The following is a 15,659-nucleotide window of genomic DNA, read 5'->3' as shown; positions in this document are numbered from 1 at the left end:
TCGATCCGCCTAGTCGCGCTTGCAGAGGTCGGCGGGTGGCTTGCCGATGCTCACCAGGAGGGCGTTCTCGATGAACCACCTCGACTGCTCCTTGGCCGCCATCCCGGCCTGGGTGAGGGTGCCGGTCACCGCGACCCGCAGCTTCGGCACATAGACCTGGAGCGCGCCGAAGAAGCCGTTGTGCCCGTAGACGGTCTCGCCCGCCAGGCTCATCCGGGACATGCCCAGGCCGTACGCCGAGCCGGCCTTGACGCTCTGCGGGGTGACGCGCAGCATCGTGCGGAGCGTCGCCGGACGCTTGAAGACCTTGCCCTCGAACAGACCGCGCATGAACCGGTTGAGGTCGGCCGCGGTGGAGACCAGGCCGCCGCCGCCGAACGTGTCGAACGTCGGGTTGAAGTCGTAGGTGTCGCGCTCGGCGAGGTAGTTGTGGGCGCGCGGGCCGCGGTGCGCCTCCCACCATTCGAGGTAGGTGCGGTCCATCTTCAGCGGCCGTAGCAGCATCGACCGGTACAACTGGTGCAGCGGCCTGCGGCCGGCCTTTTCGATGATGAGCCCCGCGAGGACGTAGCCCGTGTCGGAGTAGTGGTAGCCCCGGCCGGGCGCGAAGTAGGGCTTACCCGAACGCAGCGCCCAGTCCACCAGTTCCCGGGGCTTCCAGGTCTTCTGCGGGTGATCGAGCACGTACTGGAACCATTTCTCGTCCGAGACGTAGTCGTACACCCCGGCGGTGTGGTCGAGGAGCTGCCGGACGGTGATCCGCGAGCCGTTCGGGATGCGCGCGACCAGCTTCCTGTCCAGGTATCGGCCGATGGGCGCGTCCAGGCGCAGGTCGCCGCGTTCGGCGAGCCGGAGCGCGACGGCCGCGGTCATCGTCTTGGTGACGCTGGCCGTCCGGAAGGCGTCGGAGGTGCGCAGGGCGCGTCCGCCCAGCTCGTACACGCCGGCCGCGCCCTCGAAGCTCCGGCCGGGCCCGGTCACGGAGAGGATCGCGCCGGGCACGGGTGGCGTGACGACGCCGTCCAGCACGCAGCGGAGCTGCGCGTTCATGGTGTCCCGGCCCGCGGCGGCGACGCCTGCCGTCCGGGCATGGGCCGGGGCGGCGAGGCCGCCGCCGAGCACCACGCCGGCCAGGACTGCGCCGAACACCCGGGACTTCTGGACATGGTGCCTAATTTTTGACCGCATGGCCAGAATCCAATCCAGATGGTATGAGTGACGCAAGAGGTCCGCGCAAGTTCTGCGGTTTCCCGTACCGAGGAGGTGCCGCCATGCCCGACTCCGGCTGGGACGACTCCCTGCTGCCCCGAGAGCGCCAGGTGCTCGCCCTGATGGCGGAGGGCTGGTCCAACACCGGCATCGCCGACCAGATGTACGTGTCGCTGAGGGCGGTCGAGAAACACGTCACCTCGGTGTTCGCCAAGCTCGGGCTGCCCGCGTCGGCGGCGAGCAACCGCCGGGTGCTGGCGGTGCTGCACTACCTCGCGGCGAACGGGCCGGTGAACGGCGCGGCGCGGGGTGGGGGAAACCGCACAGTCGCTGACCAGGGCTTGCCGCGCGACGTTCGCCAGGCTTGAATCCTGGCCATGCGGTCAAAAATCGTCCAGGACGGTCAGAAGAAGAAGACCTCGTTCATCGAGGAGGCCCGGCGGCGGCAGATCGTGGAGGGCGCCATCTCCACCATCGCCAGCGCCGGGCTGTCTCAGGCGTCGCTGGCCCGGATCGCCCAGGACGTCGGCATCAGCAAGGGCGTGATCTCCTACCATTTCGCCGGCAAGGACGAACTGATCCAGCAGGTCATCAACGCCCTGTTCACCGAGACCAACCGGTTCATCAAATCCCGGGTGGACCAGGCGCCTGACGCCCCGCGCCGGCTACGCGCCTTCATCGAGGCCAGCTTCGAGTTCATGGCGGCCAACCGCGCCAACTTCGTCACGCTGGTGGACATCTGGGGCAGCTTCGGATCGCCCGAGGCCAAGCGCCGTTTCAACGCCGACATGTACGACCCGTGCCGCCACCACCTGGAGGGCATCCTGCGGCGCGGCCAGGAGAGCGGCGACTTCCGCGACTTCTCGCCGGCCACGCTGGCCGCCACCGTCCAGGGGGCGATCGACGGCGTGATGCTCCAGTGGGTCTTCGACGAGGAGGCCATCGACCTGGCCGACTGCGCCGCCGAGCTGGTGACGATGTTCGACCTGGCCACCCGGCGGCGGGCGTGAGCGCCGCGCCGCCGCGCGGCGGGAGAGCGGCCGAGAGCATCGCGGGAGGCCTCGGCGGGTTGCTCCGGGACCGGGCCGCCACCGACGGCGATCGGGTGCTGTTCCGCTTCGACGGCGTCGAGACCACCGTCGCGCAGGTGGAGGACAGGACCAACCGGCTGGCGGACGTGCTGGCCGCGCACGGCGTCCGCCGCGGCGACCGGGTCGCGGTGATGCTGGCCAACGGCGTCGGCTTCCCGGTCGCCTGGCTGGCGATCGCCAAGCTCGGCGCGGTGATGGTCCCGGTGAACCCCGGCTACCGCAGCGCCGACCTGGCCCACGTCGTCAAGGACTCCGGCGCGGTGCTGGCCCTCGCCGGCTCGAACGCCGCGGCCGAGGCGCTCCTGGCGCTGGACTTCGGCGAGGTCGGGCTGCTCGACCCCGCCGACGCCGGTCCCGCCCCCGAACCCGTCCGGGCCGCCGGCGCCTTCGACGCGGGCGCCGAGCTGGCCGCCGCGCCCGGCGTCCGCGAGCTGCCCGACGTCGGCTGGGACGACCTGGTCAACCTCCAGTACACCTCGGGGACGACCGGGTTCCCCAAGGGCTGCATGCTCACCCACCGGTACTGGCTCCACCTGGCCGAGCTCGCGGCCGACGTCGCCGCCGTCACACCTGACGACGTGGACCTCACCGCGCAGCCGTTCTACTACATGGACCCGCAGTGGAACACGGTGCTGTGCCTGCTGACCGGCATCCCGCTGGTGATCCTTCCGCGCTTCTCCGCCTCCGGCTTCTGGCCGTCGGTCCGCGAGCACGGCGTCACCTTCTTCTACGTCCTCGGCACGATGCCGCTGCTGCTGCTCAAGCAGCCGCCCGACCCCGAACGGGACCGGGCCCACCGCGTCCGGCTCGTGCTGTGCTCCGGCATCACGCCCGCCCTGCACGCCGCGATCGAGGAGCGTTGGGGCGCGCCCTGGCGGGAGGCGTACGGCAGCACCGAGGCGGGGGTCGTGCTGGCCGTCAGCCCCGAGGACACCGCGTCCGTCGGCACCGGCGCGATGGGGCGGCCCGTCCCCGGCAAGGAGGCCAAGGTCGTCCGGGAGGACGGATCCGACGCCGCGGACGGCGAGGTCGGCGAGATCGTGGTACGCGGCGAGCCGATGCTGACCGGCTACTGGAACAGGGACGAGCCGCTGCTGCGCGACGGCTGGTACCCCATGGGCGACCTCGGCTACCGGGACGCCCGCGGCCACTACCACCTGGTCGGGCGGCTCAAGGAGATGATCAGGCGCGGCAGCGAGAACATCGCCGCCGCCGAGGTGGAGGCGGTCCTGACCGGCCACCCGGCCGTGCGCGCCGCCGCCGTGGTCCCCGTGCCCGACGAGCTGTTCGGCGAGGAGGTCAAGGCGTTCGTGCAGACCGCCGAGCCGGTCGATCCTGGCGAGCTGGTGGCCTACGTCCGCGCGCGGCTGGCCGACTTCAAGACGCCGCGGTTCGTGGAGTTCGTGGAGGCGTTCCCGATGACGCCGTCCGAACGCATCGCCAAGCACCTGCTGCCCTCGGGACGGGGCGGCGCCTACGACACCCGTGAGGAGAACCGATGAGCACCGATCTGCGGGTGCGCCGCGCCGGCTCGGCACTGCTGGTGGCCTTCGACCGGCCGGAGGTGCTCAACGCCTTCCGCCGGCGCACCTACGGCGAGCTGGTCGCCGTCCTGGACGAGGCCGCCCGCGACGACACCGTGGGCGCGCTGGTGCTCACCGGCACCGGCCGCGCCTTCTCAGCCGGCACCGACCTGAAGGAGGCCGGCGCGCGGCTGGCCGCGGGGTCCAACGCCGACCTGGTGGAGCAGACCGCCGCGCTCCAGGACCTCACCCGCCGCTTCACCACCCACCCCAAGGTGATCATCTCGGCGGTCAACGGGATCGCGGTCGGTGTCGGCGTGGAGCTGGCCATCGCCAGCGACCTGCGGCTGGCCGGCCACTCGGCCTCGTTCGCGTTCAAGGAGGTGCACCGCGGCCTGTTCCCGAGCAACGGGGTGCTGTACTCGCTGCCCCGCCTGGTCGGCCACGGTCGCGCGGTGGACCTGCTGCTGTCGGGCGAGACCGTGGGCGCCGCCGAGGCGTACGGCGCGGGGCTGGTCAGCCGGCTGGTCCCCGACGCCGACCTGATCGACACGGCGCTGGAGCTGGCCGAACGCGTCGCCACCGCCGCTCCCACCCCCGTACGCCTGATCAAGCAGGCCATGCAGCGGGTGTGGGAGCTGGACCTGGAAGAGGTGCTCGACCTGGAGACCGAGGGGCTGCTGGCCTGCCTGCGCAGCCAGGACGTGCTCGAAGGCGTCCGGTCCTTCATCGAGCGGCGCCCCGCCGTCTACCGCGGCGACTGACCGCCCCGCGGCGGGGCGCCGACCGCGCCCGCCGCCCGTTTCGCCCCGCTATCAACGAGACCCCGGCCCGCCCATGGGCCGGGGCCCGACCTCCCCTATCCCAGAACAGCAGGGAGCCGAACGCCATGACCGGGCACGACAGCGGGGGATCGCTCCACCGCGGACTCAAACGACGGCACATGACCATGATCGGGCTCGGCGGCGTCATCAGCGCCGGCCTGTTCGTCAGCAGCGGCAAGGTGATCGCCGACACCGGCCCGGCGGCGCTGGTCGCCTACGCCCTGGGCGGCCTGATCGTCGTCCTGGTGATGCGGATGCTCGGCGAGATGGCCGCCGCCCGGCCCTCGGCGGGCTCGTTCGCCGACTACGCCCACACCGCCCTCGGCCCGCGCGCCGGATTCCTGGTGGGGTGGTGCTACTGGCTGTTCGCGATCGTCGCGGTCGCGTTCGAGGGCGTGGCGGGGGCCAAGCTGCTGCACTCCCTGTCCGGCGGCGTCCCGGTGCTGCCGACGGCCGTCGTGCTGCTGGCGGCGCTCACCGCGGCCAACCTGGTCTCGGTGCGGCTGTTCGGCGAGACCGAGTTCTGGCTGGCCTCGGCCAAGATCGTGGTGATCGTGGCGTTCCTCGGGGCCGGGACGCTGTACGTCCTGGGCCTGTGGCCGTCCGACGGCGCCGGCGCCGGTCTCGCCCTGCTGACCGACCATGGCGGGTTCGCCCCCAAGGGCTGGGGGGCGGTCCTCGCCGCCCTCGTCACCGTGCTGTTCTCCTACTTCGGCGCGGAGATCGTCACCATCGCGGCCGCGGAGTCGGCCGAGCCCGCCAAGGAGGTCGCGCGGGCCACCCTGCGGGTGGTCTGGCGAGTCCTGATCTTCTACGTCGGCTCGGTGCTGGTCATCCTGGCGGTCGTGCCGTGGGACCGCGTCCCCGCCAACGGCACCGACAGCCCGTTCGCCACCGCCATCGCCGAGCTCGGCGTCCCCGGCGCGGCGACCCTGATGACCTGGGTCATCCTGGTCGCGGTCGTGTCGGTGATGAACGCCGCGCTGTACGCGGCCTCGCGCGTCCTCTGCGCGATGGCCGCGCGCGGCGACGCCCCGCCCGCGGCGGCCCGGGTCCGCGCGTCCGGAGTGCCCGCGCCGGCGCTGCTCGGCGGCGCCGCGCTGGCGCTGGTCCTGATGGTCGCCGCGTTCGCGGTCGGCGACGACGCCTTCGACCTGCTGATGAACACCGCCGGGCTGCTGGTGCTGGTGCTCTACGTCTTCGTGGCGCTCAGCCAGCTGCGGCTGCGCCGCCGCATGGAGGCCGAGTCGCCCGAGCTGCTCCGGCTGCGGATGTGGGGCTTCCCCTGGCTGAGCCGGGTCGTGGTGGTGCTGCTGGTCCTGGCTTTCGCCGCCGTCGCCTCGTCCCCCGGGGCGCTCCCCGTCGTCGGCGCGGTCGCCGCCGCCGTGGGCGGCACGCTCCTCGCGTACGAGATCAGGTCACGCCGCAGGGGGGCGGCCCCCGACGCCGTCGCGCGAGAGGGCGTCTGACGTCGCCGCCTCCGGCGGCCCTGCCGGAGGCGGCGAGCCCGTGTCACGCGACGGCGGTGCCCTCAAGCTCGACCATCAGGCCGGGGACCGCCAGCCGTGCCACCCCGAGCATCGTGGTGGACGGCGCCACCCCGGCGGCGCCCAACCGCCCCGCCAGCACGCCGTAGTGCTGGAAGAGCAGATCGACGTCGGTGGTGCAGACGTTGAGCCGGACCAGGTTCGCGAGGGACATGCCGGCCTCGCCGAGCACGGCCTCCAGGTTGTCGAGGCTCAGCGCCAGCTGCGCCGCCATGTCACCGGCATGCCGGGGCGTGCCGTCGCCGCTCATCGCGGCCTGCCCGGAGACGTACAGGGTCCGGGTGTGCCCGGTGACCAGCTCGCCCTGGTTGTACCCCAGCTCCACCGACCACGCCCACGGGTTGACCGCCGTTCGTTCCATTGCCACATTCGCTCCGTTCGGTTCGTCGACCTGACCTACGTCGATCGGCTCGGAAGCCGCCGTCTTCCTGATCGCGTCGATGAGCCTCCCAAACAAATCACGACATCCTGTGTCGTGTATTTCAGTAGGGTTCTCGGGTGCGTGCCGACCGGTTGGTCTCGCTGGTGCTGCTGCTGCGGCGGCACGGCCGGCTGTCCGCGGCGACGCTGGCCCGCGAGCTGGAAGTGTCCACCCGCACCGTGCTGCGCGACATCGAGGCGCTGTCCGCGGCCGGCGTCCCCGTCTACGCCGAACGCGGCCGGCACGGCGGTTTCGCGTTGCTGCCCGGTTTCAGGACCGAGCTCACCGGGCTGAACCCCGACGAGGCCCTCGCCCTGCTGGTGGCCGGATCGCGGCGTGGCGCGCAGGCGTTCGGCCTCGGCTCGGCGCTCGCCTCGGCGATGCTCAAAGTGGTCGACGCCCTGCCGGAAAGCTACCGCGACACCGCGGCCGGCGCGGCCGAGCGGTTGCTCATCGATCCGGAGACCGACCTCCTCTCCCGCCGGCTCGTCGCCGAGGAGGTGCCTGACGCCGTGTCGGCCGAGGTCCTGCGCGCGGTGTTCGCCGGGCACAGGCTGCGGATCCACTACGCGGCCGCGGGCCAGACCCCGAGGTGGCGCACGGTCGACCCGATCGGCCTGGTCACCGTACGCGACCAGGGCTACCTGCTGGCCACGAGGTCCGGCGCGGACCGTACCTACCGGCTGTCCCGGGTCCTCGCCGCCGAGGAACTCGCCGAACCCGCGCGGCGACCGGACCGGGTCGATCTGCACCGGGCCTGGCAGGAACGCAGCACCCGGTTCCGTACCGGCGGCGACCAGGTCACCGTGCTGGCACGGGTGGACCCGGCGCGGCGGGAGGACCTCCTGGGCACCGCGCTGGCCGTCCACGCCGAGGAAACCGAACCGGACGGCCGGCTGCGGCTGGAGGTGACCTTCCAAGATCCGAGACACGCCGAATGGGCGCTGTGGCAGCTCGGCACCGACGCGGAAGCCGTGGCCCCGCAGTGGTTGCGCGACTCCCTGCGCGAACGCGCCACCGCCCTCGCCACCCGCTACGGAAAGTCATCCTGACCGAAACACGACAGAGGGTGTCGGGTTTTGTGCCGAGTATGGTCTCACCGGTCGGCGCGTCCATGGCGGACGTGGACCGGGTCTACGGATAGACAAGGACACCGATGCGCGAAACGCCAGAAGAGATCAAAGAGCTTCAGGCCCTCCTGGAGGCCTCCCTCTCTCGCTCCACCTCACACCTCCGCTCGATCGTCACCGGACGCACCACCACCGCGGAGGAACTCGTCCAGATCCTGACCGGCATGTGCACCCTCGCCCTGTCCACCGTGACGGCGAAGGGCGAGCCGCGGATCAGCGGTGCGGACGGGCACTTCCTGCACGGGAAGTGGTACTTCGGCACCGCGCGCAACGCCGCCAAGGCCCGCCACCTCGCCGCCCGCCCCGCCGTCAGCGTCGCGCACATGCGTGGCGAGGACCTGGGCGTGTTCACGCACGGCACCGTGGAGATCCTCAACCCGCGGGACGGCGAGCCGGCCCCGGACTGGCCCGAACTGCTCGCGTACTTCAAGGGCTTCTACGGCGACGACGCCTTCGACTGGGACGACGACGTGGTCTACTACCGGCTGCATCCGCACTGGATGACCGTCTACGCCCCGGACATCGCGAAGCTGACGGCGGCGTCCCCGTCCTGAACGGCCGGGCGGCCGTCCCGCGGCTTCCTCAACTGAGCTGCTGGAACTGCCGCTCGTGCACGCCGCGCACCCAGTCGTACGTGGCCGACGGGCCGATCCGCGGGTCGCCGGGATCCTGGGCGTCACGCAGGGCGTGCACGTACGCGCGATCCTGCTCGATGCGGGCGTGCACCTGATCGGCTCGGCCGACGGACCCGTGGCCGGGGACGAGGACATCGACGTCGTCCGCCGCGCCTTCGAGCAGCCGCAGCGCGGTCAGGTAGTCCTCGATCGGGTCCGCGGCGCCGTTCACGTCGAGCATCGGGATCAGGACGTCGGACAGCATGTCGCCGGCGACGAGGACGCCGCGCTCCTCGATCAGCAGCGCCGCGTGGCCGGCGGCGTGCGCCTGATGCTCGATGATCCGGACGTGAGGGCCGTCCCAAGGGATCCGCGCGGTGCCGGCGGGCAGGCCGGTGATGAGGCCGAGCAGGTCCAGCGGCACCTGCTCGGCGATGTCCGGCGGTATCAGCCGGGCGGCGACGCGGGCCTTCGCACCCGCGTCCGGCAGCCGATCTCGGACAACGGCCGCGCAGCGGGCCGTGCCGTAACGAGGCGCCGCGCCGAGCCCGGCGTGCCAGAGCAGGTGGTCCCAGTGCGGATGCGTCGAGAAACCCGCCACGACGGGCCGGCCCCATGCGCGAAGGTCGTTCGCGAGGCAGGCCATCTCGTGGCCCTGCACCCCGGGGTCGATGAGCAGCACGCCGTCGCGGCCTTGCACGACGACGGCGTTGCTTCGGCAGAACTCGCTCTCGTGGATCAGCACGCCCTCCGCGACCTGCCTCAGCACGGCGGCCCCTTCCGCTTGTGATCTGCAACCACTTGCCGAGACGCTAGTACCGGCCGGTTGCCGATTGCAAGCAGTTGGGTGAAGCGAATGAGCCTCGGTCGGAGTGCCCGTTCAATGCCGCCTCGTCCCACCTCACATTCCGGGCTGCCGCGTCGTCGTACTGCTGAAGACCGCACATCGGCTCGCCGGGACGCTCCAGCCCAGGACGCGCGACCGGCCTGGGCCGACGTTCCGACCACCTCTGCAGGAGTTGCCCAAGCATGTCCACCACGACCCAGCTCGGCGGGCTGACCGGCGAGTACGTCCTCGACCCCGCCCGTACGACGATCGGCTTCGTCGCCCGGCACACGATGGCCACCAGGGTGCGCGGGCGGTTCGGCGAGTTCGAGGGCGGTGCGTACCTGGACGGCGGTGATCCGTCGAAGTCGCGGGTCCGGCTCGCCGTTCAGGCCAGGAGCATCCGGACCGGCGATCGACGGCGTGACGACCACCTGTGCGGGGCGTTCCTGAGGGTGGACGACCACCCGGCCCTCACCTTCACCTCGACCGGGGTGGAGCAGACCGGAGGCGCCGCCTTCGAGGTCACCGGCGACCTGGCCATCCGGGGCGTGACCAAGCCGGTGACCGTGAACTTCGAGCTGACCGGCGTCGAGGACGACCAGCGGGGCGCCCTCCGGGTCCGCTTCCAGGGCGGCGTCACGATCGACCGCAACGACTGGGGCGTGAACTGGAACGCCGCGACCAGGGTCATGGTCGGCCCGAAGGTGCTGCTGGAGTTCGACGTCACGGTGATCCGGCAGCCCTGAGCGCTCCGGCGCTCCCGTCGGCCCCTGCGGAGGGGCAGGCCTTCGCTCCCTGTCGCCAGGTGGACAGCCTTGGTGGGGGACGGCGGCTTGATTGGATCCGCCCGTGGGGGCGCAATCGGCCAGTTCGGCCCCCTGTAGCACCGTCCAACCGCAGTTCTGGTGTATCCAGGCAGCCATCGGGCCGTTGACGAAGTCCCCCGACCAGCAGCGGTGCGGCTGTGCGGCGTCAGGAGCCGGGCGGGGTGGCGGTGGCCGTCGCCAGCAGGATGAGGGCAGCCTCGCGGGCCTGGTCGGCGGTTCCGGTCGTACGGTGGTGCGCGGCGACGACGGTGGCGCCCTCGACCAGGATGAGCAGTTGGCGGGCGAGGGCGGCGGGGGCCGCGGCTCCGGCGCGTTCGGCGATGTCGGTGAGAAGGCCGAGGTAGCGGTCCAGGTGCCGTGCGGTGATGGCGCGCACGGTTTGGTCGTGGTGTTGGGCGGCCGCGTTCACCACGGCGCAGCCGCGGAAAGTCGGTTCCTCATGCCATTGCCGCAAGGCGTCAAAGATCGCGGCCAGCTGGTCGGCCGGGTCTTCTCCGGCCGCCGCGACGGCCGCGGCGAGCCAGTCGGACACCCGCTGGCTGCGCACCTCCAGCATGGCCGCGACGAGGCCGTCCTTGGTGCCGAAGTGCCGGTAGAGCGTTTCCTTGGACACCCCGATGCGCGCGCACAGCTCGGCGACACCGATGCCGTCGAGTCCGCGCTGGTACAGCAGCGGGGTGGCCGCCTGAAGGATGGCGGCACGGGTGCGCTCCGGGTCGATCGTCGTTCCCTTGGTCACTGGCACACACGGATGGTACCGCTCGGTTCGATTCACTGTTAGGGTCGCAGATCGTACCGATCGGTTCGATCTCATGGAGCGCCGTCAACGTGATCACTGTTCGTCGGGGCGATCGTCGTAGTGGGGCCGCTCTGCGCGGAATCGCCGAGCACCGTGCCCTGGCGGCCGGGTAGTGAGGCCACCGGTGTGGCAGGCGGTGCGACTGGCCGCGGGTACCGCCTCGGCTCTCGGCCTGGCCCGCTTCGCCTATGGCTTGCTCCTGCCGGCCATGCGCGATGATCTGCGCTGGAGCCTGACCCAGGCCGGGGTGATGAGCGCCGCCAACGGGCTCGGCTACCTGTTCGGCGCGCTGGTGACCGCCGGCCTGGTCCGGCGGGTGGGTAGCGCGGCCGCTTTCCGCTGGAGCATGGTGCTGACCGCGGTGGCGCTGGCGGGCACCGCGGTCAGCGGCCACTATCCGGCGCTGCTGGCCGTCAGGGCCGCGGCAGGCGTGACGGGGGCGGTGGTCTTCGTCACCGGCGGTGTGATCGCATCGCGGATCGCCACTCGCGCCTCCTCCGGCACCCCCATCATGGTCTACTTCGCCGGCACCGGGCTGGGCATCATCCTCAGCGGCGCGACCATCCCGGCACTGGGTGCTCACTGGCGCGTCGCCTGGGTCGGCATGGGGCTTGCCGCCGGCCTGGCCACCCTGGTGAGCTGGACGGCCGCAAGCCAGGGCATGGAGGAACCGGCCGCCACCACCCGAGGAGCGCGACTGCGCCCTCTGCGCCGCGTGCTCCTGGCCTACCTGCTGTTCGCAACCGGATACATCACGTACATCACGTTCCTGTCCGCCTACCTCGCCGAGCGCCATGCCCCACTCGCGCAGGTGGCGCTCATCTGGACGGCCCTGGGGGCGGCGGTCGTGGTGGCACCGGCGCTGTGGAGCCGTCCCATCACTCGCTGGCGCGGCGGCAGCGCGCTCGCCGCACTGCTGGTCCTGCTCGCCGGCGGAGCCGCACTGGCCCTGACATCCCCGGCCCTGCCCGTCGTCCTGGCGTCCGCGATCGTCTATGGCGCGACGTTCATGAGCGTGCCCGCCGCCGTCACCGCGCTGGTCAAGGCCGGAACCCCGCCCGCCGGCTGGACGGCCACGCTCGCGGCCTTCACCACCGTGTTCGCGGTGGGCCAGACCGCCGGTCCATGGCTCGCCGGCATCCTGGCCGATCACACCTCGACCGACGCCACGCTGGCCTGGACGGCGATCCTGTGCGCCGCCGCGGCGGCGATCGCCGCCGCCGCAGGCCACCATCGACCGCCCGCGCCGCCCGCCACGGCCGCCGTCGCAACGACCGAACCGGCACCCTGAGATCACCCGCACGCCGGCCTTCGCCGGCCATCGGACAAGGAGAACGACAGTGACCACCTTCGTGCTGATTCCCGGCATGTGCCATGGCGGCTGGTGCTTCCAGGAGCTCACCGAACAGTTGCGCTCCCACGGGCACCGCGCCTATCCCCTGACCTTGACCGGGCTGTCCGAGCGCAGCCATCTCCTGCATGGCGGCGTGAACCTGGACACCCACATCCAGGACGTGACCGGTGTGCTGGCGGCCGAGCGACTCCAGGATGCGGTCCTGGTCGGCCACAGCTACGGCGGAATGGTGATCACCGGAGTCGCCGACCGTGTGCCCGAGCGCGTCAGATCGCTGGTCTATCTGGATGCCGTCGTTCCAGCCGACGGCGAATCCATGTGGAGCCTGGTCTCCGACAACGAACGGCAGTGGTATCTGGAGGTCACCGAGACCGGCAACGCGGTCCGTCCGATGCCCTTCTTCGACCCGCGAGCCACCCCTCACCCCCTCGCCTCCCTCCTCCAGCCGCTGCGTGTCACCGGCAGCTCTGCTCAGAGCCGCCGCGACGTCTACGTGTATGCGGCAGGATGGCCGACCCCATCACCGTTCACTGCCACCTACCAGCGGCTACGTCAGGAGTCCGCATGGACCACCTACGCACTCGACAGCGGGCACAACCTCATGCGCGACGCTCCGCAAGACCTGCTGGAGATCCTGCTCGAAACCGGCGAAACCAGCTGACCCCCGACCACAGGCCAGTCCTCCACACCATCCTCATCAACCCCGAACGGGGCAGCGCGAGATAGATCAGAACACCGGCGGGGCCGAGGTCGGGTAGCCCTCGGCCTTGCCCTTGCACCTCGTCGGGCACGTCCAGCGGGTCGGTCGGAAGGCGCCCGACGTAGCGGGCTGTCGTCAACTGGAGGGCGAAGCCGAGGCGCGCGTGTGTCCCACGCCGTTCGGCGATCAGCGCCCGGTCCGCGTCGTCCAGGTAGAAGAACCGCTCCAGCTCCGCCCGCGACGGAGCACCCAGGAAACGGCCGCCTCACCGTCACTCAAGGACTCAACCGGCATGGACGACGGAACTTTTCGTTCGGATGCTCGTCATGCCCCGGCACGCGCACGGGGGGCGACCACGGGAGCCCGGGGCGGGCCTGCGCGCACGTCCCGCCCCCGGCGAACACCGGCCGCTTGATCAAGGCCGCCGCTGGGCGGGTCCCGCGAGGCCGTGCACGATGCCTTCGGCCACGTTCTGGACGACGACCCTGCTGACGCTCCCCGGCGGCGCGCTGACCAGGGTGAACAGCGCACCCCCGTAGAGCGCCATGAGGACGGGGATCTTCTCCGGCGGGGTGGCGAGACCGAGTTCGCCGTGGTGCCCGGCCGTGAGGTGCGACGCCGTGTCCTGCAGGCCGGCGAGCGCTGCGGCGAGCACCGGCCGCCGCGTGGCCTCCAGTTGCAGTTCGAAGATCGCCAGGTAGCGGCTGCGCAGGGTGGTCGCCGCGGTGAGCAGCGATTCCGTGAGCAGGTCGACCAGCGTCGCTGGCTGCTCGACGGCCCGGGCGGTGTCGGCGTGGTGCAGTCCGGCGATGCGCTCCGCGGCGGCCACCAGGAGCGCTTCCCTGCTGCGGAAGTAGTTCGAGGCGGTTCCCGCCGGCAGGCCGGCTGCCTTCTCCACCGCGCGGTGGGTCAGCCCGTGCACTCCGGACGAGGCCAGCAGCTCGATCGCGGCGTCGGCCAGGACTTGGCGGCGGGCCGGGTTAATGGGCGGCACACCACCATGGTACCAATAACCGTACTAGTACGATCGTAGTGAATGAGCGGGGAGGTCTCATGAGGATCGCGGTCGTCGGCGCCGGGCTCGGGGGAGTGGCGGCCGCGGCGGGACTGCATCGCCTGGGCCATGAGGTGACACTGTTCGAACGCGGCCCCGAGCTGCGTGAAGCGGGCACGGGGATCGTCGTCATGCCCAACGGGCTCCGCGCGCTGGACGCGCTGGGGCTGGGCGGCGACGTTCGCGGACACGTCATGCGAGTGAGCGGCGGGGGATTGCGGGACTGGCGCGGACGGCCGCTGCTGGTCACCGACCTGGCTCAGGCGCGGCAGGAGGTCGAAATGCCCGCCATGGCCGACCGCGCCGAACTGCACCGGGCGTTACGCGCCCCGCTCCCCGCCGGTCTGGTGCGGACCGCGACCCCGGTCGAGCGCCTGGAACCCGGCCCCGCCGGAGTGACCCTGATCAGCGGCGGCGGCCCGGTCGCGAGAGCGGACGCCGTGATCGCGGCCGACGGCACGCGCAGCACGCTTCGCGCGCAGCTCTTCCCCGGCCATCCCGGGGTGCGACGCACCGGCAGGATGGACCTGCGTGGCATGCTGCCCCGTCCTGCCGGCCTGGCGACGGAGCTGCTCGCCACCCAGCTGGTCGACCGTCGCAGCGGCGCGATGTTCGGGCTGTTCCCCATCGGGGAGAACCGCCTGTACTGGTTCACCGACTCCGTCCTGCACGGCGGGCCGCCCGGCGCGGACGAGGCGCGCCGGCAGATGCTCGCCCTGATGGCCGACTGGCATCCCCTCGTCACCGCGCTGATCGAGGCCACCCCGCCCGCCGACGTCCACGTGGACGCGATCTGCCACCTGGCCGAACCCCTGCCCGCGTTCGCGGCCGGCAGGGTCGCGCTCCTCGGCGACGCCGCGCACGCCATGTCGCCCGACCTCGGCCAGGGCGCCGCCCAGGCATTCGAGGACGCGGCCGCGCTGTGCCGCCACCTGGCCGGCGCCGAGCCGGCGGACGCGGCCCGGCGGCTCCTGGACTACGACGCCGAGCGCAGGCCCAGCGCCAACCGCGTCATGCGGGCGGCGTCCCGGCAGTCGCGTCTGACCTCCCGGACCGGCATCGCCGCGTCGCTGCGCGACACGTTGCTGCGCGCCGTGCCGTCGCGGCTGGCCACCCGCCGGCTGGCCGCCCTCTGGCACGTCCAGGACGAGCCGCCCGGCGCCCGCGACGTGGCCGCCGGACAGTGAGCGCGGGCTCTCCTCGGTGAGCCGGCCCTCCCGTTGCCGGCAGGCGGGATCGCGGTGCGGTCAGTGGGAGGTCTCGTCCGGTTCGAGGAAGACCGCGGGGGCGTTGTTCTGCCGGACCAGGCGGCCGAGGAGCTCGGCGAGGGTGTCGCGCTCGGCGGGGCCGAGGACGGAGGGCAGCTCGTCGATGCGGCGGCAGGCCGCCGTGTAGAAGGTCTCGGCGAGTTCGGCGCCCTGCTCGGTGAGCGCCACCCGGATGGCGCGGCCGTCGCGCGGGTCGGGCTCGCGGCGCACGAGGCCGCGGCGGGCCGAGCGGTCGACCAGCTCGGTCAGGCTCGACTTGGCCAGCCGCAGCATCGCGCTCAGCTCGCCCATGCCGTACGGCTGCGCCATGAGCACGCACAGGAGCTGCCCCTGCTGCGGTGTGATCTTGTGCTCGCGCGCCGCCTCGGCGTAGACGGCGTCGACGAGGAAGGCGGAGCGTACGAGCGCGGCGACGACGCCCAGCTGCTCACCTGTGTCCTTGGCCATGCGAGCGCCCTCCCCGTAGCCG

General features: G+C 72.1%; 17 protein-coding genes and 1 pseudogene. 11 read left to right on the top strand and 7 right to left on the bottom strand.

What is annotated here, in order from left to right; all coding sequences use genetic code 11:
• Nucleotides 1-9 precede the first annotated feature (9 nt).
• The gene (locus BMX74_RS05270) at nucleotides 10-1,149 is read right to left on the bottom strand and encodes a serine hydrolase domain-containing protein (RefSeq protein ID WP_177227232.1); all 1,140 of its coding nucleotides are present in this window, start codon (nucleotides 1,147-1,149) and stop codon (nucleotides 10-12) included.
• Nucleotides 1,150-1,271: 122 nt separating this feature from the next.
• Here BMX74_RS05270 and BMX74_RS05265 point away from each other — a divergent pair, with 122 nt between their 5' ends.
• The 5 genes from BMX74_RS05265 to BMX74_RS05245 all read left to right on the top strand — a co-directional run bounded on the left by BMX74_RS05265 (nucleotide 1,272) and on the right by BMX74_RS05245 (nucleotide 6,116).
• Nucleotides 1,272-1,577, top strand: a complete 306-nt coding sequence (locus BMX74_RS05265; RefSeq protein ID WP_055501862.1) for a helix-turn-helix domain-containing protein — start codon at nucleotides 1,272-1,274, stop codon at nucleotides 1,575-1,577.
• Between the two features lie 9 nt (nucleotides 1,578-1,586).
• Nucleotides 1,587-2,219: a TetR/AcrR family transcriptional regulator gene (locus BMX74_RS05260; protein WP_055501861.1), complete on the top strand. Its 633-nt coding sequence runs from the start codon at nucleotides 1,587-1,589 to the stop codon at nucleotides 2,217-2,219.
• A gap of 59 nt (nucleotides 2,220-2,278) precedes the next feature.
• Entirely contained in the window at nucleotides 2,279-3,802 is a 1,524-nt protein-coding gene (locus BMX74_RS05255; RefSeq protein ID WP_256256782.1) for an AMP-binding protein, read from the top strand.
• Complete coding sequence (locus BMX74_RS05250) at nucleotides 3,799-4,587, top strand: enoyl-CoA hydratase/isomerase family protein (protein ID WP_091098666.1); 789 nt, start codon at nucleotides 3,799-3,801, stop codon at nucleotides 4,585-4,587. The genes BMX74_RS05255 and BMX74_RS05250 overlap by 4 nt, the downstream gene beginning before the upstream one ends.
• Nucleotides 4,588-4,766: 179 nt before the next feature.
• Entirely contained in the window at nucleotides 4,767-6,116 is a 1,350-nt protein-coding gene (locus BMX74_RS05245; RefSeq protein ID WP_177227230.1) for an amino acid permease, read from the top strand.
• A gap of 43 nt (nucleotides 6,117-6,159) precedes the next feature.
• On the opposite strand, the gene BMX74_RS05240 is transcribed toward BMX74_RS05245, so the two are convergent.
• Nucleotides 6,160-6,555, bottom strand: coding sequence for a RidA family protein (locus BMX74_RS05240; RefSeq protein ID WP_055501858.1), 396 nt, complete (start codon nucleotides 6,553-6,555; stop codon nucleotides 6,160-6,162).
• 137 nt (nucleotides 6,556-6,692) lie between these two features.
• Between BMX74_RS05240 and BMX74_RS05235 the strand changes: the two genes are divergently transcribed.
• Together BMX74_RS05235 and BMX74_RS05230 are read left to right on the top strand one after the other, a co-directional pair.
• On the top strand, nucleotides 6,693-7,667 hold the full coding sequence (locus BMX74_RS05235; RefSeq protein WP_091098661.1) for a helix-turn-helix transcriptional regulator: 975 nt from the start codon (nucleotides 6,693-6,695) through the stop codon (nucleotides 7,665-7,667).
• A gap of 104 nt (nucleotides 7,668-7,771) precedes the next feature.
• On the top strand, nucleotides 7,772-8,299 hold the full coding sequence (locus tag BMX74_RS05230) for a pyridoxamine 5'-phosphate oxidase family protein (protein ID WP_055501856.1): 528 nt from the start codon (nucleotides 7,772-7,774) through the stop codon (nucleotides 8,297-8,299).
• 28 nt (nucleotides 8,300-8,327) lie between these two features.
• Here BMX74_RS05230 and BMX74_RS05225 read toward each other — a convergent pair whose 3' ends face one another.
• On the bottom strand, nucleotides 8,328-9,128 hold the full coding sequence (locus BMX74_RS05225) for an MBL fold metallo-hydrolase (RefSeq protein WP_055501855.1): 801 nt from the start codon (nucleotides 9,126-9,128) through the stop codon (nucleotides 8,328-8,330).
• Nucleotides 9,129-9,388: 260 nt separating this feature from the next.
• Here BMX74_RS05225 and BMX74_RS05220 point away from each other — a divergent pair, with 260 nt between their 5' ends.
• Nucleotides 9,389-9,934: a YceI family protein gene (locus BMX74_RS05220; protein ID WP_091098660.1), complete on the top strand. Its 546-nt coding sequence runs from the start codon at nucleotides 9,389-9,391 to the stop codon at nucleotides 9,932-9,934.
• Between the two features lie 226 nt (nucleotides 9,935-10,160).
• Here BMX74_RS05220 and BMX74_RS05215 read toward each other — a convergent pair whose 3' ends face one another.
• Complete coding sequence (locus tag BMX74_RS05215; protein WP_091098657.1) at nucleotides 10,161-10,760, bottom strand: TetR/AcrR family transcriptional regulator; 600 nt, start codon at nucleotides 10,758-10,760, stop codon at nucleotides 10,161-10,163.
• A gap of 178 nt (nucleotides 10,761-10,938) precedes the next feature.
• Here BMX74_RS05215 and BMX74_RS43840 point away from each other — a divergent pair, with 178 nt between their 5' ends.
• Nucleotides 10,939-12,105 carry a YbfB/YjiJ family MFS transporter gene (locus BMX74_RS43840; protein ID WP_177227229.1) on the top strand — a complete coding sequence of 389 codons (1,167 nt, stop codon included), beginning with the start codon at nucleotides 10,939-10,941 and terminating at the stop codon, nucleotides 12,103-12,105.
• Between the two features lie 49 nt (nucleotides 12,106-12,154).
• Entirely contained in the window at nucleotides 12,155-12,829 is a 675-nt protein-coding gene (locus BMX74_RS43835; RefSeq protein ID WP_177227227.1) for an alpha/beta fold hydrolase, read from the top strand.
• Between the two features lie 124 nt (nucleotides 12,830-12,953).
• Here BMX74_RS43835 and BMX74_RS45410 read toward each other — a convergent pair.
• A pseudogene (locus tag BMX74_RS45410) lies at nucleotides 12,954-13,121 on the bottom strand (DUF4158 domain-containing protein); the annotation flags it as partial.
• 162 nt (nucleotides 13,122-13,283) lie between these two features.
• Nucleotides 13,284-13,862, bottom strand: a complete 579-nt coding sequence (locus BMX74_RS05200; RefSeq protein WP_055501850.1) for a TetR/AcrR family transcriptional regulator — start codon at nucleotides 13,860-13,862, stop codon at nucleotides 13,284-13,286.
• 59 nt (nucleotides 13,863-13,921) lie between these two features.
• Here BMX74_RS05200 and BMX74_RS05195 point away from each other — a divergent pair, with 59 nt between their 5' ends.
• Nucleotides 13,922-15,109: an FAD-dependent oxidoreductase gene (locus BMX74_RS05195; RefSeq protein WP_091098653.1), complete on the top strand. Its 1,188-nt coding sequence runs from the start codon at nucleotides 13,922-13,924 to the stop codon at nucleotides 15,107-15,109.
• A gap of 60 nt (nucleotides 15,110-15,169) precedes the next feature.
• On the opposite strand, the gene BMX74_RS05190 is transcribed toward BMX74_RS05195, so the two are convergent.
• Nucleotides 15,170-15,637: a MarR family winged helix-turn-helix transcriptional regulator gene (locus tag BMX74_RS05190; protein ID WP_055501848.1), complete on the bottom strand. Its 468-nt coding sequence runs from the start codon at nucleotides 15,635-15,637 to the stop codon at nucleotides 15,170-15,172.
• Nucleotides 15,638-15,659 lie beyond the last annotated feature (22 nt).

Origin of the sequence: Nonomuraea pusilla (genome assembly GCF_900109355.1) — a bacterium.
In the GTDB taxonomy this organism is placed as follows: domain Bacteria; phylum Actinomycetota; class Actinomycetes; order Streptosporangiales; family Streptosporangiaceae; genus Nonomuraea; species Nonomuraea pusilla.
Note: the sequence above shows the minus strand (reverse complement) of the source record. Positions and strands in the feature narration are given on the sequence as shown.